Annotated in this window: 19 protein-coding genes and 1 riboswitch; of the genes, 12 read left to right on the top strand and 7 right to left on the bottom strand. The window is 61.4% G+C overall.

What is annotated here, in order from left to right; translation table 11 throughout:
* The first annotated feature begins 124 nt into the window (after window positions 1-124).
* Together ligB and HX869_RS21615 are read left to right on the top strand one after the other, a co-directional pair.
* Window positions 125-1810, top strand: a complete 1686-nt coding sequence (ligB, locus tag HX869_RS21620) for an NAD-dependent DNA ligase LigB (RefSeq protein WP_256344254.1) — start codon at window positions 125-127, stop codon at window positions 1808-1810.
* 81 nt (window positions 1811-1891) lie between these two features.
* On the top strand, window positions 1892-2287 hold the full coding sequence (locus HX869_RS21615) for a DUF1090 domain-containing protein (RefSeq protein ID WP_008434082.1): 396 nt from the start codon (window positions 1892-1894) through the stop codon (window positions 2285-2287).
* Window positions 2288-2294: 7 nt separating this feature from the next.
* Here HX869_RS21615 and HX869_RS21610 read toward each other — a convergent pair whose 3' ends face one another.
* A complete protein-coding gene (locus HX869_RS21610; RefSeq protein ID WP_178903620.1) occupies window positions 2295-2744 on the bottom strand; it encodes a cytochrome c in 450 nt (149 codons plus the stop codon).
* Between the two features lie 128 nt (window positions 2745-2872).
* Between HX869_RS21610 and HX869_RS21605 the strand changes: the two genes are divergently transcribed.
* Entirely contained in the window at window positions 2873-4042 is a 1170-nt protein-coding gene (locus HX869_RS21605) for a murein transglycosylase A (protein WP_178903619.1), read from the top strand.
* A gap of 140 nt (window positions 4043-4182) precedes the next feature.
* On the opposite strand, the gene HX869_RS21600 is transcribed toward HX869_RS21605, so the two are convergent.
* Together HX869_RS21600 and HX869_RS21595 are read right to left on the bottom strand one after the other, a co-directional pair.
* On the bottom strand, window positions 4183-4569 hold the full coding sequence (locus HX869_RS21600; RefSeq protein ID WP_003216858.1) for an MAPEG family protein: 387 nt from the start codon (window positions 4567-4569) through the stop codon (window positions 4183-4185).
* 31 nt (window positions 4570-4600) lie between these two features.
* Complete coding sequence (locus HX869_RS21595) at window positions 4601-5434, bottom strand: EamA family transporter (protein WP_063026578.1); 834 nt, start codon at window positions 5432-5434, stop codon at window positions 4601-4603.
* A 155-nt stretch (window positions 5435-5589) separates the two neighbouring features.
* Between HX869_RS21595 and HX869_RS21590 the strand changes: the two genes are divergently transcribed.
* Together HX869_RS21590 and HX869_RS21585 are read left to right on the top strand one after the other, a co-directional pair.
* Window positions 5590-5730 (top strand): hypothetical protein, encoded by a 141-nt coding sequence (locus HX869_RS21590; protein WP_178903618.1) that lies wholly within the window; start codon window positions 5590-5592, stop codon window positions 5728-5730.
* Between the two features lie 157 nt (window positions 5731-5887).
* On the top strand, window positions 5888-7153 hold the full coding sequence (locus HX869_RS21585; protein WP_008434094.1) for a sodium:proton antiporter: 1266 nt from the start codon (window positions 5888-5890) through the stop codon (window positions 7151-7153).
* Here the strand turns inward: HX869_RS21585 and HX869_RS21580 are convergent.
* Window positions 7147-8034 carry a formate/nitrite transporter family protein gene (locus HX869_RS21580; protein ID WP_008434095.1) on the bottom strand — a complete coding sequence of 296 codons (888 nt, stop codon included), beginning with the start codon at window positions 8032-8034 and terminating at the stop codon, window positions 7147-7149. The genes HX869_RS21585 and HX869_RS21580 overlap by 7 nt on opposite strands.
* Window positions 8035-8111: 77 nt before the next feature.
* On the bottom strand, window positions 8112-8516 hold the full coding sequence (locus HX869_RS21575; RefSeq protein ID WP_003216852.1) for an acyl-CoA thioesterase: 405 nt from the start codon (window positions 8514-8516) through the stop codon (window positions 8112-8114).
* A 198-nt stretch (window positions 8517-8714) separates the two neighbouring features.
* Window positions 8715-8820, top strand: a riboswitch (S-adenosyl-L-homocysteine riboswitch).
* A 21-nt stretch (window positions 8821-8841) separates the two neighbouring features.
* Between HX869_RS21575 and ahcY the strand changes: the two genes are divergently transcribed.
* From ahcY to HX869_RS21550, 5 genes are all read left to right on the top strand, one after another.
* A complete protein-coding gene (gene ahcY / locus HX869_RS21570; protein WP_178903617.1) occupies window positions 8842-10251 on the top strand; it encodes an adenosylhomocysteinase in 1410 nt (469 codons plus the stop codon).
* Window positions 10252-10425: 174 nt separating this feature from the next.
* Window positions 10426-11271 carry a methylenetetrahydrofolate reductase [NAD(P)H] gene (metF, locus tag HX869_RS21565; RefSeq protein ID WP_008434100.1) on the top strand — a complete coding sequence of 282 codons (846 nt, stop codon included), beginning with the start codon at window positions 10426-10428 and terminating at the stop codon, window positions 11269-11271.
* A gap of 75 nt (window positions 11272-11346) precedes the next feature.
* On the top strand, window positions 11347-12429 hold the full coding sequence (locus HX869_RS21560; protein ID WP_178903616.1) for a hypothetical protein: 1083 nt from the start codon (window positions 11347-11349) through the stop codon (window positions 12427-12429).
* A gap of 70 nt (window positions 12430-12499) precedes the next feature.
* The gene (locus tag HX869_RS21555; RefSeq protein WP_087693230.1) at window positions 12500-13303 is read left to right on the top strand and encodes an ABC transporter substrate-binding protein; all 804 of its coding nucleotides are present in this window, start codon (window positions 12500-12502) and stop codon (window positions 13301-13303) included.
* Between the two features lie 222 nt (window positions 13304-13525).
* Complete coding sequence (locus HX869_RS21550; RefSeq protein ID WP_003216846.1) at window positions 13526-15409, top strand: DEAD/DEAH box helicase; 1884 nt, start codon at window positions 13526-13528, stop codon at window positions 15407-15409.
* 69 nt (window positions 15410-15478) lie between these two features.
* Here the strand turns inward: HX869_RS21550 and HX869_RS21545 are convergent, their stop codons facing one another.
* Together HX869_RS21545 and HX869_RS21540 are read right to left on the bottom strand one after the other, a co-directional pair.
* The gene (locus HX869_RS21545; protein ID WP_003216844.1) at window positions 15479-16075 is read right to left on the bottom strand and encodes a YceI family protein; all 597 of its coding nucleotides are present in this window, start codon (window positions 16073-16075) and stop codon (window positions 15479-15481) included.
* A 32-nt stretch (window positions 16076-16107) separates the two neighbouring features.
* Entirely contained in the window at window positions 16108-16659 is a 552-nt protein-coding gene (locus HX869_RS21540) for a cytochrome b (RefSeq protein ID WP_003216842.1), read from the bottom strand.
* A 280-nt stretch (window positions 16660-16939) separates the two neighbouring features.
* Here HX869_RS21540 and HX869_RS21535 point away from each other — a divergent pair, with 280 nt between their 5' ends.
* Both HX869_RS21535 and HX869_RS21530 read left to right on the top strand, forming a co-directional pair.
* Window positions 16940-18346 (top strand): adenosylmethionine--8-amino-7-oxononanoate transaminase, encoded by a 1407-nt coding sequence (locus HX869_RS21535; RefSeq protein ID WP_003216840.1) that lies wholly within the window; start codon window positions 16940-16942, stop codon window positions 18344-18346.
* A gap of 86 nt (window positions 18347-18432) precedes the next feature.
* Window positions 18433-19152: a 16S rRNA (uracil(1498)-N(3))-methyltransferase gene (locus tag HX869_RS21530; RefSeq protein ID WP_178903615.1), complete on the top strand. Its 720-nt coding sequence runs from the start codon at window positions 18433-18435 to the stop codon at window positions 19150-19152.
* Window positions 19153-19189: the final 37 nt, after the last annotated feature.

Raw genomic sequence — 19189 nt, 5'->3', positions numbered from 1 at the left:
AAGCCCCGGCGTTCTGTTCAAGCGAGCAGAAACATCGGGTAAAAAGCCTCGCGGTTGCGGGGCTTTTTTATGCCCGCAGGGATGGCTTAGGCTGGGCGCCCTTTTCAGAGCAAGGATGCTCATGATGACGTCACTTATGCGCTGGCTGTTTTTCCTTTTACTCAGCTTCTCGCCGCTCACTGCGTGGTCGCAGGAGTGCCCCGACTGGGAGGCCGATCACGCCCGGGCCCAGATCAGCACCCTGGCGCAACAAATCCGCTTGTGGGATGACAGCTACCACCGGCTCGGCCAGTCATTGATCAGCGATGAGCTGTATGACCAGGCCAGCCAGCGCCTTGCCCAATGGCGCAGGTGTTTCACTCCCTCCGCCCCAGTCACGGACGACCCGCTGGGCAGCTCGCGGGGCACGACCGCCCACCCGACGCCCCACACCGGCCTGGAAAAACTGCTGGACGATAACGCCGTGCAAACCTGGCTGGGGACTCGCCAGGACGTGTGGATCCAGCCCAAGGTCGATGGCGTCGCCGTCACGCTGGTTTACCGCAAGGGCCGGTTGAGCCGGGTCATCAGTCGCGGCGATGGCCGGCTGGGCCAGGATTGGTCAGCCTCCGCCCGCCGGATTCCGGGGATCGTGCAGCAACTGCCCGAGCCCGTTGACCTGCTGTTGCAGGGCGAACTCTATTGGCGACTGAATGACCATGTGCAAGCTGCCAAAGGTGGCCTCGGCGCCCGCGGCAAAGTGGCCGGGCTGATGAATCGCCGGCAGTTGAGCGACGCCGAGGCCGCCAATATCGGTCTGTTTGTCTGGGCCTGGCCCCAGGGCCCCGATGACTTTTCCGAGCGGCTGAGCCAGCTGGCGCAGTGGGGCTTCACCGACAGCGGGCGCTACAGCCACCCGATCAAGGACATGACCGAAGCGGCGCACTGGCGCAGCTATTGGTACAGCCACCCGCTGCCCTTCGCCAGCGACGGCGTGGTATTGCATCAAGGCCAGCGGGCCCCGGCCGAGCGCTGGCGGGTCAGCGCGCCCTACTGGGCGGTTGCCTGGAAGTACCCGGTGGCCAAGGCGCTGGCCCATGTGCGCAAGGTGCACTTCAAGATTGGCCGCACCGGGCGCATCACCTCCATCCTGGAGTTGGAACCGGTACTGCTCGATGACCGGAAGATCAGCCGGGTCAGTGTCGGTTCGCTGAAACGCTGGCGGGAACTGGATATCCGTACTGGCGACCAGGTCTCCATCAGCCTCGCCGGGCACGTCATCCCACGCCTTGACCGCGTCATCCTGCGCAGCCAGCCACGGGCCGAGTTGCAGGTCCCGCAGGCCAGGGACTTCCACCCCTTGAGTTGCTGGCAACTGGCCCCGGGTTGCGAAGAACAGCTGCTCGCGCGCCTGACCTGGCTGAGCGGCGCCCAGGGCCTGGCCCTGCCACACATCGGCCGCGAAACCTGGAACACCTTGATCCAGGCCGGCCTGATCGACGGCCTGCTCGATTGGTTAACCCTGGATGAGGCAGAGCTTGCTAACATTGATGGCTTCGGCGAACGCAGCAGTGCGCGTTTACTCGACAGCTTGCGCAGCGCCCGGCAGCGACCGTTCGCGCAATGGCTGATGGCCCTGGGAGTACCGCCCACGGCGCGCAACAATCTACAAGGCGGCTGGCAAACCCTGGCCGCCAGAGACACTCAAGCCTGGCTGGCCGAAGACGGCATAGGCCCGGGTCGCGCGGCGCAACTGAGCGCTTTTTTTCGCGACCCGCAGGTACTGGCCTTGAGTGAAACATTACGGGCTGCCGGGATAGATGGTTTTTGACCTCTGCCCGACGGCATTAACCGGTGCCGGCAGAATTCATCCTGCCCACCTGATTGCGACCTTGTTTGCCTTGGAGCCTTTATGAAATTTCTTGCACCTTTTGCCCTGTTGACCGTCGCTACCCTTATGTCCGCGCCATTGCTGGCAGCCGAGGAAGCTGCGCCACTCACAGGCTGCGCCGCCAAGCGCGAGTCCATCAGCACCCAGATCGAACAAGCCAAGGCCCACGGCAACAGTGAGCAACAAGCCGGCCTGGAAAAAGCCTTGAGTGAAGTCACCGCCAACTGCACCGATGCCTCCTTGAAAAAGGAGCGGGAAAACAAGGTGCTCGACGCCAAGCACGAAGTCAGCCGCCGTCAGGCTGACCTCGACAAGGCCATGAAGAAGGGTGATTCCGACAAGATCAACAAGCGCAAGGACAAGCTGGCCCAGTCACGCAAGGACTTGCAGGAAGCCCTGGACGAACTGGACAAGTAAGACGGCCTCAGTGATCGCGGAACTGTTTATGGCACGCGGTGCAGGCATCTTCGACTTTCTGCACCGCCGGCACGAGGTTGCTGGCCTTGTAGGGCTGGACCTGGCTGGCGATCACCAGTTCACCGGTGGCCGTTTCAAGGTTTCGAGCCATTTCCTGGAAACGTGCCTGCTGCTGCCACACGTCGTCCTTGGCGCTGGTGTGGTCTTCTTCACGCACGCTCGGGAAATGTTTCCACGGTTCGTGGGACAACGCATCAAGCTTGACCGCGCCTTCGGCAAATTTGCCGCCGTCGAATGGAATGCGCCCACGCAACATGCCGCCCAGGTCTTCGCCGGTCTTGAGCATCTGCTTGAAAATGGCCTTGCGCTGGCCAAGGGGCGAATTCGGATCAACCCCGCCGCAGGCGGACAGTGTCAGGCAGGCCAGCAATACAACGGTCAGTCTTTTAAAAGTCATGATGGCTCAAGGTCACGGGAAACGGCGGCCAGTATCCTCGCCCCGCCCGCAAAGACCAATACCCCTATTAATAATAAGGGTTGCTCGAACGCCAGCCGATACGAGCAATCGCTTCAGGAATTTTGTGTATGAATACCCGTTTTAAGCCTTGGCGCCGCCTCGTGTGGGCCCTGCCAATGATCGCGCTGCTGGCCGGTTGCGACACCGGCAAGGACGAAAAAGCCAAGCCCCACGCCATCGCCACCTACGTTGGCGCTACCTGGGAAAACCTGCCGGCCGTGTCGGACAGCGACCTGCAAGCCGGCTTTGAATCCTGGCGCAGTGCCTGTCAACGACTCAAGGCTGACCCGGTGTGGGGCACGACGTGCGCGGCATCGGCCACTGTGCCGTCGACGGCAGTGGCGATTCGCGACTTCCTCAAGGCCAACCTCGATGTCTACGGCTTGCGCTCGGCAGACAACAGCCCCAACGGCCTGATCACCGGCTACTACGAACCGGTTTACCCCGGCAGCCTCACCGAAACCGCCACCGCCCATGTACCGGTGTTCGGCGTGCCGGATGACCTGATCATCGTCAACCTGGAAAGCATCTACCCGGAGCTCAAGGGCAAGCGCCTGCGCGGTCGCCTGGAAGGCCGGGTACTCAAACCCTATGACGACGCCAGCACCATCAACCACCAAGGCTCCACCGCCAAGCCCATCGCCTGGCTGACCAACCCGATGGACCTGCAATTCCTGCAGATCCAGGGTTCAGGTCGTATCCAACTGGCCGACGGCCGCCAATTGCGGGTGGGTTACGGTGACCAGAACGGTTACCCGTACCGCCCCATCGGCCGCTGGCTGGTGGAGCAGGGCGAGCTGAAAAAAGAAGACGTGACCATGGGCGCCATCGCGGCCTGGGCCAAGGCGCATCCGCAGCGTATTCCTGAATTGCTGGCAAGCAACCCCAGCTACGTGTTCTTCAGTGCCCGCCCCGACAGCAACGAAGGCCCGCGTGGCTCGCTGAACGTGCCGCTAACTGCGGGGTATAGCGTTGCGGTGGATCGCAAGGTGATTCCACTGGGCAGCCTGTTGTGGCTGTCGACTACCCGACCGGATGGTGCGCCGATTGCCCGCCCGGTGGCTGCGCAGGATACCGGTGGTGCAATTACCGGCGAAGTGCGGGCCGACCTGTTCTGGGGAACCGGTGATGCCGCTGGTGAGTTGGCGGGCAACATGAAGCAGCAGGGTCAGATCTGGATGCTGTGGCCCAAAGGCGCAGCGTTGCCAAAAGTGCCGGACGCGCCGACAGGCACCTGAAGAACACCAAGGTCTATGTGGGAGCGGGCTTGTGTGGGAGCGGGCTTGCTCGCGAATGCGGTGGATCAGTCGATACATCCGGTGACTGACACACCGCATTCGCGAGCAAGCCCGCTCCCACATTTGAACAGTGTCAGGCTTCAGATCGAGACGAAGAAGAAGCTCGCAATCAACGCCATCCCCACCGCCCACACCACCGACCGCAGCATCGCCCAGTCCGCCAGGTAGCAGATGATGTAGAGCAACCGGCTGGTGATGAACAGCACCGCCAGGACGTTGATCGTCACCAGCGACGCAACGCCAGCCAGATGGGCAATGATCACCGCCGCCGCAAACGCCGGGGTCACTTCAAAGCTGTTGAGTTGCGCACTGTGGGCGCGCTTGGCAAACCCCTCGAGGGTGTCGAGGAACGCCCGCGGATCATGGTTCTGCCGCGGCCCGAACTTGCCGCCGCTGAACTTGGCCACGCCCGTGCACAGGTACGGCAGAAAAATTGCGATCAACACACACCAGAAAGCGACTGTCATAACCCATTCCTTTTTTAGTTTTATCCGACGGTTAGAGTTTCATCACGAACATGCCGATCAGCACCAACCCACAGGCTATGAGCCGTGGGCGGCCGAAAGGTTCTTTCAGGTAACGCATGCCGAACAGCACCACCAGGATCACACTGACTTCGCGCAGCGCGGCGGCTTCGGCAATCGAGCCCAACTGCATGGCCCAAAGCACCAGAGCGTAGCTCAACAACACGCACAACCCGACACTCAGCCCCAGCCGCCACTGCGTGCGCCAGAACAGCCCGAACGCCGCCCGTTTGCGCACCATCGCCAGCAACGGAAACGGCCATGCGCTTATCAGCGTCAGCCACACCAGGTAGTCCAGCGGGTGTGACCAACGGCGCAATGCCTGGCCATCGAGGAAGGTGTAGCAACCGATACACAAGCCGATCAACGCCACCACCGGCAGCATCGACCAGGGCAACCGGTCGCCACCGCCGCCCTGCCACAACAGGCACAGCATGCCGAACGGGATCAGCAGAATGCCGAGAATCTGCTGGGTACTGAGCACCTCACCGGCAAACACCAGCGTCAGCGCCAGCACCACCAAAGGCGACAAGCCGCGCATCAATGGGTACACCAGGCCCAGGTCACCCACGCGATAGGCCTGGATCAGCAGGTAGCGGTAGAGCAATTCAAACAACGCCGAGGCGATGATCCACGGCCAGATTTCCAGTGGCGGAAACGATACAAACCCCACCGCCAGCACCACAAACAGCAACGCCACCGTGTCCATGCACGCGATGACCAACAGGCGCTCGCCGCTGAATTTGATCAAGGTGTTCCACGTCGCATGCAACAACGCCGCTACCAGTACCAGAGCTGTTGCAATCACGGTGACTCCCCAGTCATAAAAAGCGGAATTGATTCGCCATATTTCAGCACCTGTTTATACTAAAGCCGACCACGCCGCACTCAGTTGCGCAAAGACCTAGACCAATAAATTTTTGCCGCTGCCCGATCTTCGCCGATCCGGGCGTCGGCCTGCGTATGCCTGATCAGAGCGTCACGATTACCGAAGGAGATCCTCGCCTGCCGCTCGGTGCCTGGATCCGCGGGATGGTGGTGGCGGCACTTTTGTTCATCGACCTGCAACGTCGTCGCCTTGCTGCGGTCAACGTAGCCAACTGATAAATGTGTTCTGTGTGGGAGCTGTCGAGCTTTAGCGAGGCTGCGATACAGGCGCTGCGGTCTTGCAGCCTCACCCAGGTGATGCCATCGCAGCCTCGCTGGGGCTCGACAGCTCCCACATATGATCTCTACTCACTCCTCCATCCAAGGACCCCGGATGCTTGAACTTGTCGCTGCGTTTATTTGCCTCACCACCCTGCTCACGTATGTGAACTACCGCTTCATCGGCCTGCCGCCCACCATCGGTGTGATGGTCACGGCACTGATGTTTTCCCTGCTGCTGCAAGGCTTGAGCTTTATCGGCTACCCCGGCCTTGAAGAGCGCATCCAGCAGTTGATCGGCCAGATCGACTTCGGCGACCTGCTGATGAACTGGATGCTCTCGTTCCTGCTGTTCGCCGGCGCCTTGCACGTCAACCTGAGCGACCTGCGCAGCTACCGCTGGCCCATCGGCCTGCTCGCCACCTTCGGCGTATTGATTGCCACGGTGGTGATCGGCAGCCTGGCCTTCTACATCTTTGCCCTGTTCGGCTGGCACGTGAGTTTCCTGTACTGCCTGCTGTTCGGCGCACTGATTTCCCCCACCGACCCGATCGCCGTACTCGGTGTGCTGCGGACCGCCAATGCGTCGAAACCGCTGAAAACCACCATCGTCGGCGAATCGCTGTTCAACGACGGCACGGCGGTGGTGGTGTTCACCGTGTTGCTGGGCATCGCGCAACTGGGCGAGACGCCTACGGTCGGCGCCACGGCCATGCTGTTTGCCCATGAGGCGATTGGCGGCGTGGTGTTTGGCGGGCTGATCGGCTACATCGTGTACCTGATGATCAAGAGCATCGAGCAGTATCAGATCGAAGTGATGCTGACCCTGGCCCTGGTGATCGGCGGCTCGGCGATGGCCACTGAACTGCACGTCTCGGCACCCATTGCGATGGTGGTGGCGGGCCTGATCATCGGCAACCTCGGCCGCAAGCTGGCGATGAACGACATGACCCGGCGCTACCTGGACGGTTTCTGGGAACTGCTCGATGACATGCTCAACGCCCTGCTGTTTGCGCTGATCGGCATGGAATTGCTGCTGTTGCCGTTCAACTGGCTGCACGTGTTGGCCGCCAGTTTGCTGGCCGTGGCAATCCTGTTGTCACGCCTGCTGACGGTGGCCCCGGCGATCCTGCTGCTGCGCCGCTGGCGCACGGTGCCCCGCGGCACTATCCGCATCCTCACATGGGGCGGCTTGCGCGGCGGGGTTTCCGTGGCACTGGCCCTGGCCCTGCCACTGGGCCCGGAGCGTGACTTGCTGCTGAGCATCACCTACATCGTGGTGCTGTCTTCGATCCTGTTGCAGGGCTTGAGCATCGGCAAGCTGGTCAAGCATGTGACCAAGGATGAGCCGGCGCCTGCTGCGGCGCCGGAGACTCACTGACCCTTGTTGATCTGCTGCGGATGCCTCGGGTCCGCAGCGGCTTTGCCCGGCAGGCTGCTTTCGCTGCGAATCTGCGCATGGCTGATCAGCGCAAAGATAAAGCTGCCGCCGATGATATTGCCCGCCAGCGTCGGCCCGGCGAACACCAGCCAGAAGTCTTTCCACGGCAGCTCGCCGGCAAATACCAGGTACGACACTTCCGCCGAGCCCACCACGATGTGGGTGAAGTCTCCCAGTGCCATCAGGTAGGTGATCAGGATGATGATCCAGATTTTGGCGCTTTCCATGGAGGGGATCATCCACACCATGGTGGCGATCATCCAGCCCGACACGATGCCCTTGGCGAACATCTGGTAGGCGTCGTTTTCCATGACCTTGCGCCCGATTTCCAGGAAGGCCAGGTCGGTCTTGGTGTCAAAGATCGGCAAGTGCAGCATCACATACGCCACCAGCAAGGTGCCGCACAGGTTGCCCACCAGCACCACGGCCCATAAACGCAGCAGGCGTGCGAAATTCTTCAGCGTGGGTTTGCTCATCACCGGCAACACCGCGGTCAGGGTGTTTTCGGTGAATAACTGCTGACGGGCGAGGATCACGGCAAGAAAGCCGGCGCAGTAACCAAAACTGGCGATCACCTTGAACTCCTCGCCATCCGGCAGGCGCGAGTTGAGCAAGCCCATGCCCATCAGTGACAGGCCCATGGTCAGGCCGGCGGCCAGCGCCGACCACCACAACGCGGCGACGTTGCGCTCCAGTTCCTGATCGCCTTGAGTGCGGATGATTTCATGCAGAACCGCCGCGCGAGGCGGCTGGTTCTTGTCGACGTCGTGCTGCTCTTCCTGCGACAGATTGGGGGTCTTGCCGTCTTCTTGCGTGGCCATGGTGATACCTGAACGGGGGGGCGATGTTCAGGTACGACCTATGGTTGATCAAGAGCGTTCACTGGCCCTGCGCAGGATTACTCGCCGAGGCCTTCCGACTGGAACTGATCCTTCACGTACTTGATCTCGGTACGGCCGTGGGGCGCCGGCAACCCGTCTTCGCCCAGGTTCACGAAGACCATTTTTTCCACCGTCAGAATGCTCTTGCGCGTGATCTTGTTGCGCACTTCACAGGTCAGGGTGATGGAGGTGCGACCGAACTCGGTGGCGGTGATGCCCAGTTCGATGATGTCGCCCTGGCGCGAGGCGCTGACGAAGTTGATTTCGGAGATGTACTTGGTCACCACCCGCTGGTTGCCCAACTGGACAATCGCGTAAATGGCCGCTTCTTCGTCGATCCAGCGCAGCAGGCTGCCACCGAACAGGGTGCCGTTGGGGTTGAGGTCTTCGGGTTTTACCCATTTGCGAGTGTGGAAGTTCATGTTCACTCCAAAGCGTGTTGCGAAATGATGGGCAACATCATGGCAGAGGCCGGGCCCAAGCTCTATGAGCCATTGCCTATCAACCCCATGAGCGATCTTCATGCCGCCGACAGAAAGGCTTTAGAAGTCAGGCGCAGGCGGCTATAATCGCCTCCGCTTCAAAACGGTCATCTTCGATTGATACCGTTCTCCCGCCACCTGTCCGAGGGGCGCTGCAGCAGGCTCGACCTGTCAGGCTCGGATGGGGCGTTGTCCGGCCTGGTTAGCCAGCTGGATACTAAACGCACAACGGCGCCCATTCGCACACTACGAATGGAGGCTCTTCATGAGCGCTGTAATCACGCCTGCAGGTTTTACCGACTACAAAGTCGCCGACATGTCCCTCGCTGCCTGGGGCCGTCGCGAAACCTTTATCGCCGAATCCGAAATGCCAGCCCTGATGGGCCTGCGTCGCAAGTACGCCGCTGAGCAGCCGCTCAAGGGCGCGAAGATTCTCGGCTGCATCCACATGACCATTCAGACTGCCGTGCTGATCGAAACCCTGGTTGCCCTGGGTGCCGAAGTACGCTGGTCGTCCTGCAACATTTTCTCGACTCAAGACCAGGCCGCTGCCGCTATCGCTGCTGCCGGTATCGCCGTGTTCGCCTGGAAAGGCGAAACCGAAGAAGAGTACGAGTGGTGCCTGGAGCAAACCATCCTCAAGGATGGCAAGCCATGGGACGCCAACATGATCCTCGACGACGGCGGCGACCTGACCGAGCTGCTGCACAAGAAATACCCGCAGATCCTCGACCGCGTCCACGGCGTGACCGAAGAAACCACCACCGGCGTACACCGCCTGCTGGACATGCTGGCCAAGGGCGAGCTGAAAATCCCGGCCATCAACGTCAACGACTCGGTGACCAAGAGCAAGAACGACAACAAGTACGGCTGCCGTCACAGCCTGAACGATGCGATCAAGCGCGGCACCGACCACCTGTTGTCCGGCAAGCAAGCGCTGGTGATCGGCTACGGTGACGTGGGCAAGGGTTCGTCCCAGTCCCTGCGTCAGGAAGGCATGATCGTTAAAGTCTCCGAAGTCGACCCGATCTGCGCCATGCAAGCCTGCATGGACGGTTTCGAAGTGGTTTCGCCGTTCATCAACGGCCAGAACGACGGCACCGAAGCCAGCATCGACAAGCCTCTGCTGGGCAAGATCGACCTGATCGTGACCACCACCGGCAACGTGAACGTGTGCGACTCGAACATGCTCAAGGCCCTGAAAAAGCGCGCCGTGGTGTGCAACATCGGTCACTTCGACAACGAAATCGACACCGCTTTCATGCGCAAGAACTGGGCATGGGAAGAAGTGAAGCCACAGGTACACAAGGTTCACCGTACCGGTGCTGGCGATTTCGACCCGCAGAACGATGACTACCTGATCCTGCTGGCCGAAGGCCGTCTGGTGAACCTGGGCAACGCCACTGGCCACCCAAGCCGCATCATGGATGGCTCGTTCGCCAACCAGGTACTGGCGCAGATCTTCCTGTTCGGCCAGAAATACGCCGACCTGTCGCCCGCCCAGAAAGCCGAGCGCCTGACCGTGGAAGTACTGCCGAAGAAACTCGACGAAGAAGTGGCCCTGGAAATGGTCCGCGGCTTCGGCGGCGTAGTGACTCAACTGACCAAGACCCAGGCCGACTACATCGGCGTGACGGTCGAAGGCCCGTTCAAGCCGCACGCTTACCGCTACTGATTTGCCTGCTGCCTGCTCCCCATGTGGGGGCAGGCTTTTGTGGGAGCGGGCTTGCTCGCGAAGGCGGTGTGTCAGTCGACTTATCTACTACTGGCATACCGCCTTCGCGAGCAAGCCCGCTCCCACATTGACGGTGTGCACCTTCTGGCTTTATGAGTTTCCATAGGTATGACCATGTCCCAAGACCGTCGCTACAGCTTCGAGTTCTTCCCGACCAAGACCGATGCTGGGCATGAAAAACTGATGGCAACTGCCAAGCAGTTGGCCAGCTACCACCCCGATTTCTTCTCCTGCACCTACGGTGCCGGTGGCTCCACCCGCGATCGCACGATCAACACCGTGCTGCAGCTGGAAAGCCAAGTCAAAGTACCTGCAGCTCCGCATTTGTCCTGCGTGGGCGACAGCAAGGCCGACCTGCGCAGCCTGCTGACCCAATACAAGCAAGCCGGCATCAAGCGCATCGTCGCCCTGCGCGGTGACCTGCCGTCCGGGATGGGCATGGCCAGCGGCGAGCTGCGCTACGCCAATGACCTGGTGAGCTTCATTCGCGAAGAAACCGGCGATCACTTCCACATCGAAGTGGCCGCTTATCCGGAGATGCACCCCCAGGCGCGCAATTTCGAAGACGATCTGCAGAATTTCGTGCGCAAGGCCAACGCCGGCGCCAACAGCGCGATCACCCAGTACTTCTTCAACGCAGAGAGCTACTTCTACTTCGTTGAGCGTGTACAAGCGATGGGCGTGAACATCCCGATCGTGCCGGGCATCATGCCGATCACCAACTACAGCAAACTGGCGCGCTTCTCTGACGCCTGCGGCGCGGAAATCCCACGCTGGATTCGTAAACAACTGGAAGCCTACGGCGACGACGTCAAGAGCATCCAGGCGTTCGGCGAACAGGTCATCAGCGAAATGTGTGAACAATTGTTGCAAGGTGGCGCGCCAGGGTTGCACTTCTATACCCTGAACCAGGCTGAGCCAAGCCTCGCTGTCTGGAACAACCTGAAGCTGCCACGCTAAGGTCTGTTCCGAAATGCAAAGGCCCTCATAATGAGGGCCTTTGCCGTTCTAAACGCCCACGGAATTCTGCAGTCCATGAATACAACCGCCCCGACGTCCCGCCCGCAACTGGTCTACCTGGTGTTCGGCGCAGAGACTTACCATCAGGAAGCGGTATTCAGCATCGCCAGCGCCCTGTCGTTCCTGCGGGACGAGCCGGACACAGGCATCGACATCCAGGTCTTCACCGACAACCCCGAGCCCTACCGCCTGCTGCCGGTACGGGTACGCCCGCTGGACGAAGCCACGCGCAAACGCTGGAGCGAGCCTCACGGCTACCACTTTCGCACCAAGCACGTAGTGCTGCGGCAAGTGTTGCAAGAATCCGAAGTGGCGCTGCTGATCGACACCGACACGTTTTTCCATCATTCGCCCCTGGCGCTGTTTGAACGCGTGCAGCCGGGCACCCTGCTGTGCAACGCCTTCTACACCAAGTACGGCGACAACCACGAAAGCATTCTGTACAGCGCCCTGTACCAGCGCCTGCTGGACATGGGCGTGGCCGACGATGACATGATGACCCTCAATTCCGGGGTCATGGGCCTGACGCAGCAGGACGCGCACATCCTCGACCGCTCGATCGAATTGATGGACGAACTGTTTCCCCATGCCCAGGGCGCCTACACCCTGGAAGAGTTCTGCCTGTCCATTGCCGCCTATCGCACCCTCAACGTGCGCGAATGCCCGGACCTGATCCACCATTACTGGAGCCGCAAGCAGCTGTTCCGGGCCAAGGTCAAGGCGTGGATCGCCAAACATGGGGCAAACCCCACCGGCGCCACGGCCCTGGATGACACGCGCCAGGTTTCCGCCCACCTGCCCCGCCCGCCTCGTCTGCAACGCCTGATGTACAAGCTGATCACCCTGGCATTGCCCAAGCACCAGCAGCAGTTCATCCGGGAAATCCTCTACGGCTGCTACGAACATGAAAACGAGTTCGACCAGGCGTGTGGCCCGGTTTGGTGGGACAAGGCCCGACAAAACCAGGAAGAGCGCCAGGGTCGACCGGTGGATGCCCATCTGCTGGAGCACTGGTTTGACAATCCCGTGGTGCGGCTGATTCTCGGCGAGCGGCGCGAGGCGATCTACGAACACCTGATCAAATCTCCGGGCAAGTAAACCTGGCGGGCGCCCGCAGATCACTGTGCCAGAGCTTCTCTTTAGCCCGATACAGTCGTAATCTCAGGGTATGCCTGTCACTTTCCGGTTATTGACTGCTGTTCTTTTCGCTTGCCTGAGCCTCGGTGCCCATGGCGAGAAACTGCGCATTGTCACCGAGCCCTGGGCGCCTTACGTCTACGACGACAACGGCACCATGCGCGGGCTCGACTACGAGACCACGGTGATCGTGTTCCAGCGCCTGGGCATCGATGTGGATTGGCAATTCCTGCCCTGGAAGCGCTGCCTGGCGATGCTCGACCAGGGCCAGGCCGACGGCGCACTGGATATTTTCCATAGCCATGAACGCGACGCGGTGCTGCTGTACCCCAGCGAGCCGCTGTCCGAGGTGGAGTTCGTGCTGTTCTACGCCAATCAGCGCCCACACCCGTTCCAGACCTTCGACGACCTGCGCGGCCTGACCATCGGCACCTCGCCAGGCTACCTCTATGGCGCCGAATTCAGCGAGTCCACCCTCTTCAAGCAGGAGCCGGCCGCCAGCCATGAGGCCAACTTCGGCAAACTGGCCCTTGGCCGGATCGACCTGGTGATCACGGACCGTCGGGTTGGCCAGCATGTACTCAAGGCCCTTGGACTTGAGGACCAGGTCACCCAGGCACCCCAGGTAGTCAGCAGCCAGCCACAGTTCCTGGCCGTGCGCCGCGGTGCCGGCATGGATTTGCTGGTGCAACGCTTCGCCGCCGAACTCAAACGCTTCAAGCAAGAGCCTGCCTACGCGGCCTTGAGTGCCAAATATGCGGGCAGCAGCCCGCAAACCAGCGCATCAGCCCTGCCCGTACGCACCGTTGAGCAGCAGGAAAGCGGCGCAGAGTGATTGCTCTGTTATACTCCGGCCTTTCCGCCAGGCTTACGCCCGGACGCTTCGGTCTTGCAAAAGGCACCCGACCCCGCTACAGCGCAGCTTTCAAGCCCGCGCGAGCCGTCTGAGTGCCCGCCAGCCCCAGCAGGACCGGACGGGATTGCGTTCATCTAAACGCCATTCACGCCAGGCAAGACTATCCCTCTGGGCCAAGCCCTAACTAAAACAGGATTACTCATGTCCTTTGCTTCCCTCGGTCTCTCCGAGGCTTTAGTCCGCGCCATCGAGGCAGCGGGCTATACCGAGCCTACTCCGGTGCAACAGCGGGCCATTCCCGCCGTGTTGCAAGGCCGCGACCTGATGGTTGCGGCTCAGACAGGTACTGGTAAAACCGGCGGCTTCGCCCTTCCGATCCTGGAGCGGTTGTTCCCCAACGGTCACCCGGACAAATCCCAGCGTCATGGCCCGCGCCAACCGCGCGTACTGGTCCTGACCCCTACCCGCGAACTCGCCGCACAAGTGCATGACAGCTTCAAGCTGTATGCCCGCGACTTGAAGTTCGTCAGCGCCTGCATCTTCGGCGGCGTCGGCATGAACCCACAGGTTCAGGCCATGTCCCGCGGTGTCGACGTACTGGTTGCGTGCCCGGGTCGTTTGCTCGACCTGTGCGGCCAAGGCAGCGTCGATTTGTCCCACGTGGAAATCCTCGTGCTGGACGAAGCCGACCGCATGCTCGACATGGGCTTTGTCCATGACGTGAAAAAGGTCCTCGCGCGCCTGCCGGCCAAACGCCAGAACCTGCTGTTCTCGGCCACGTTCTCCAACGACATCACCGCGTTGGCGGGCAAGTTGTTGCACAACCCCGAGCGCATTGAAGTCACGCCGCCGAACACCACGGTCGAGCGTATCGAGCAGCGCGTATTCCGCCTGCCGGCCGCCCACAAGCGTTCGCTGCTGGCCCACCTGATCACCGCCGGCGCGTGGGAACAGGTGCTGGTGTTCACCCGCACCAAGCACGGCGCCAACCGCCTGGCCGAGTACCTGGACAAGCACGGCCTCACCGCCGTCGCGATCCACGGCAACAAGAGCCAGAACGCCCGCACCAAAGCCCTGGCCGACTTCAAGGCCGGTGAAGTGCGCATCCTGGTCGCCACCGACATCGCCGCTCGCGGCCTGGACATCGACCAACTGCCCCACGTGGTCAATTTCGAGCTGCCAAACGTCGACGAAGACTACGTGCACCGTATCGGCCGTACTGGCCGGGCCGGTCGTTCGGGCGAGGCCATTTCCCTGGTCGCACCGGACGAAGAAAAGCTGCTGAAAAGCATCGAGCGCATGACCAAGCAGAAAATCGCCGACGGCGACCTGATGGGCTTCGACTCCAGCGCCGTTGAGGCCGAGAAGCCTGAAGTGCGCGAACGTCCGGACGTGCGCAACCCGCGCAACAACCCACGCGGTCCGAAGGGCGATGGCCCGAACGGCGGCGGCGGTGGTGGCGGTCGTAAAGACAAGGGCAAGGACAAGGGCGGCAAGGACAAGGCTGCGACCAATGGCCGTGGCGAACGCCCGGCCCGTGAGCAAAAGCCCCGTGAAGGCACCCCGGCCCGCGAACAGCGCCAGCCGAGCCAGCCGCCACGTGCTGCTGCCGACCGTGCTCCGGACGAGTTCCTGGACGACGACGTGGACAACTTCGGTAACCGCGTTGACTACGTGCCCCAGGCCAAGCCGGCCCAGGGCCGTGGTCGTCGTCCGGGCGCTCCAGCCCAGGGCGCAGGCGCCGGTACTCCGCGTACCGGCGGCCAGCCACAAGGTCGCCAGAACGGTCCGCGCAGCAGCAATGGCGCCACCACCGGCACCCCGCCTGCCAAGCGCAGCGGCCCGCGCAACGGTGCACCGCGTGACGGCCAGGCCCGTCGCGAAGAGTCGCGCAACCGTCGCCCGGCCCGTGATGATCAACCTCGCCTGTCGGAGCCAGCGGTGCAAAACCCGCGCGGCGGCCCGGCACCGAAGATCATCCACAAAGAGTCGAAAAGCGATCGCACGCTGACACCTGAGCAGTTGGATCAACTGCCGGGCCGTCCACGTGGTGAAAAACCGGCGTTGCTGACCCGCAACCGCTGAGTTTTCAAAGCGCCATAAAAAATGCCCCGGTTCGCGAGATCCGGGGCATTTTTGTGTGGCCGGCGAAAATTACTTCGCTTTCACACCTTCAAACGTCACGTACAGCTCAACGTTGTTGGACGCTGGACCCAGGTCCATCTGCTTGCCGAAGTCCTGGCGATTGAAGGAGGTAGTACCTTCAAAGCCGGCACGGTAGCCGCCCCATGGATCCTTGCCTTCACCCAGGAAGGTCGCCTTGACGACGATCGGCTTGGTCACGCCGTGAAAGGTCAGGTCGCCGGTCACGTCAGCAGTGACTTGGCCAGCGGCATTCTTGCCAGTGGTCTTGACGCTGGTGGAGACGAACTTGGCATCGGCAAACTTGCCAACGTCCAGGAAGTCTTTGCTGGCGATGTGCTTGTCACGTTCGGCGTGGTTGGTGAACACGCTGGCGGTGCGGACGTTGAACTCAATCTTGCTGTCTTCAGGCTTGGCAGCATCGAAGCTGAACTTGCCGTCCAGGTCCTTGAAGGTACCGGTGATGAAGCTGTAGCCCAAGTGGCTGATCTTGAAGTCAACGAAGGCGTGCTGGCCTTCCTTGTCGACAACGTAGTCAGCTGCCATCGCCTGACCGGCAGTCAGCAGGGCAGAACCGATGGCCAGAGCGGCGAGAGTCTTTTTCAACATGCTTTCTATTCCTTGTGAGTCGAGGTTGAACATCAGGCTTTGCGCCCCAGCATACGAACCAGGGTCACATCACGATCAATGAAATGGTGTTTCAGCGCGGCCACGCCATGCAGGCCGGCGAACACCACCAATACCCAGGCCAGGTACAAATGCACCACACCTGCAGTGTCTGCCTGGTCCGGTAGCCCGGAAACCAGCGCAGGAATCTCAAACAAGCCAAACACCGGGATCCCGACACCGTCTGCGGTGGAAATCAGGTAACCGGCAATCATCACGGCAAACAGCCCGAGATACAGGAACGCGTGGCCAAACGCAGCCCCCAGACGCGTCATGCGGCTATAGCTGGCAAGCGGTGGCGGCGGCGGGCTGACCAGGCGCCAGACGATCCGCACGAGCATGATGGCGAACAGCGTAATGCCGATGCTCTTGTGCAGGTCCGGGGCGTCTTTGCGCCAGGCACTGTAGTAGTCGAGACCGACCATCCACAGGCCCAATGCGAACAGACCGAACACCACCAGGGCCACGCCCCAGTGCAAAACGATGCTGACCCAGCCATAGCGGGCCGGTGAATTACGTAGTTGCATGTCCCAAATCCCGTAAGAGCTGTGGCAAGACTATCGATTTACCTATCGAATTAAAGCGGAAAATTTCGCTTTGAAATATCGAGAAATACGATCAAGAGCGTATGCAGAGTAAGTTAACAAGAGATTAAGGACTATCCAGAAGAAACGTGACGGACTGTCCTGCGTTTACCACCAATTTACGCTTCAGACTCGCAATGGGTTGTGACACAGGCCGGCATTGCATAGGCTTGCGCGATTGTTTCGCCCGCGCACGTCGCGAGCCGCTTCGAGGAGAATAAACATGGGTTTGAATAACCAGTGGATGCAACGCGACCTTGCGGTGCTGTGGCATCCCTGCACCCAGATGAAAGACCACCAGCAACTGCCGCTGATCCCGATCAAGCGCGGTGAAGGCATCTGGCTGGAAGACTTCGAAGGCAAACGCTACCTCGACGCCGTCAGTTCCTGGTGGGTCAACGTGTTTGGCCACGCCAACCCGCGCATCAACCAGCGCATCAAGGACCAGGTCGACCAGCTGGAACACGTGATCCTCGCCGGCTTCAGCCACCAGCCGGTAATCGAGCTGTCCGAGCGCCTGGTGAAGATGACCCCCGAAGGCCTGACCCGCTGCTTCTATGCCGACAACGGCTCGTCGTGCATCGAAGTCGCGCTTAAGATGAGCTTTCACTATTGGCTCAACCGCGGCCTGCCGAACAAGAAGCGCTTTGTCACCCTGACCAACAGCTACCACGGCGAAACCATCGCCGCGATGTCGGTTGGCGATGTGCCGCTGTTCACCGAGACCTATAAAGCCCTGCTGCTGGACACCATCAAGGTGCCGAGCCCCGACTGCTACCTGCGCCCCGACGGCATGAGCTGGGAAGAACATTCCCGGAACATGTTCCTGGCCATGGAGCAGACCCTGGCCGAAAACCACGACACCGTGGCCGCCGTGATCGTCGAGCCGCTGATCCAGGGCGCCGGCGGCATGCGCATGTACCACCCGGTGTACCTCAAGCTGCTGCGCGAAGCCTGCGACCGTTATGGCGTGCACCTGATCCACGACGAAATCGCCGTGGGCTTTGGCCGCACCGGTACGATGTTCGCCTGTGAACAGGCCGGCATCCGCCCGGACTTCCTGTGCCTGTCCAAGGCCCTGACCGGCGGCTACCTGCCGCTCGCCGCGGTGGTCACCACCGACGATGTGTACGACGCCTTCTACGACGACTACCCGACCCTGCGGGCCTTCCTGCACTCCCACAGCTACACCGGTAACCCGCTGGCCTGTGCGGCGGCCCTGGCGACCCTGGATATCTTCGAAGAAGACAACGTCATCGAAAACAACAAGGCCCTGGCCCAGCGCATGGCCACCGCCACCGCGCACCTGGTGGACCATCCGCACGTCTCGGAAGTGCGCCAGACCGGCATGGTGCTGGCCATCGAGATGGTGCAGGACAAGGCCACCAAGACCGCCTACCCGTGGCAGGAACGCCGTGGCCTGAAGGTATTCGAACATGCGCTGGAGCGAGGCGCGTTGCTGCGGCCGTTGGGCAGCGTGGTGTACTTCCTGCCGCCCTATGTGATCACCCCGGAGCAGATCGACTTCCTGGCTGAAGTGGCCAGCGAAGGGATCGACATTGCCACCAACAGCAAGGTCAGCGTGGCGGTGCCCAAGGATTTCCACCCGGGGTTTCGTGATCCGGGCTGATTGAGTTGATCGTTCCCACGCTCCGCGTGGGAATGCAGCCATGGACGCTCCGCGTCCGCCCTGCACACTATTTCCAGAGAACAGAAATGAGACTGTCCCGCTTTTTTGTCGACGCCCCCCTGAGCCTTGGCGACCACGAGTTGCCGGAAGCCCAGGCGCACTACATCAGCCGCGTATTGCGCATGGGCGAAGGCGACCCCGTGCAGTTGTTCGACGGTTCCGGCCAGGAGTTTCGCGCCAGCTTGCTGGAAGTCGGCAAAAAACGCGTGGTGGTGCAAGTCACCGAAACCTTCGCCGGGCAGGTCGAATCGCCGTTGCAGATTCACCTCGGCCAGGGCCTGTCCCGTGGCGAGCGAATGGACTGGGCGATCCAGAAAGCCACCGAGCTTGGGGTGAATGAAATCACCCCGATCTTCAGCGACCGCTGCGAAGTGCGCCTCAAGGACGAACGCGCCGACAAACGCCTGCAGCACTGGCGCCAGGTGGCGATCAGCGCGTGCGAGCAGTGCGGTCGCTCGCGAGTGCCGGTGATTCACCCACCGCTGTTGCTGGCGGATTGGTTGAAACAGGCCGAAGCGGATTTGAAGCTGGTGCTGCACCCGGTGGCCGAGCCCCTGGTGAGCCACGCCAAGCCTGGGAGCCTGGCCTTCCTGATCGGGCCGGAGGGTGGATTGACTGATGGCGAAGTCGAAACGGCACAAGGTGCGGGGTTTCATGCCGCACGGTTGGGCCCACGGGTGCTGCGTACCGAAACTGCGCCAGTCGTGGCGCTGGCGGTGGCTCAACAACTCTGGGGCGACTTCTAAACCCGTTTTGCAAACCCCATCAAATGTGGGAGCGGGC

The sequence above is a fragment of the Pseudomonas sp. P7779 genome (genome assembly GCF_013386315.1).
In the GTDB taxonomy this organism is placed as follows: domain Bacteria; phylum Pseudomonadota; class Gammaproteobacteria; order Pseudomonadales; family Pseudomonadaceae; genus Aquipseudomonas.
The sequence above is the reverse complement of the archived record's forward strand: the minus strand, read 5'-3'. Positions and strand labels throughout refer to the sequence as shown.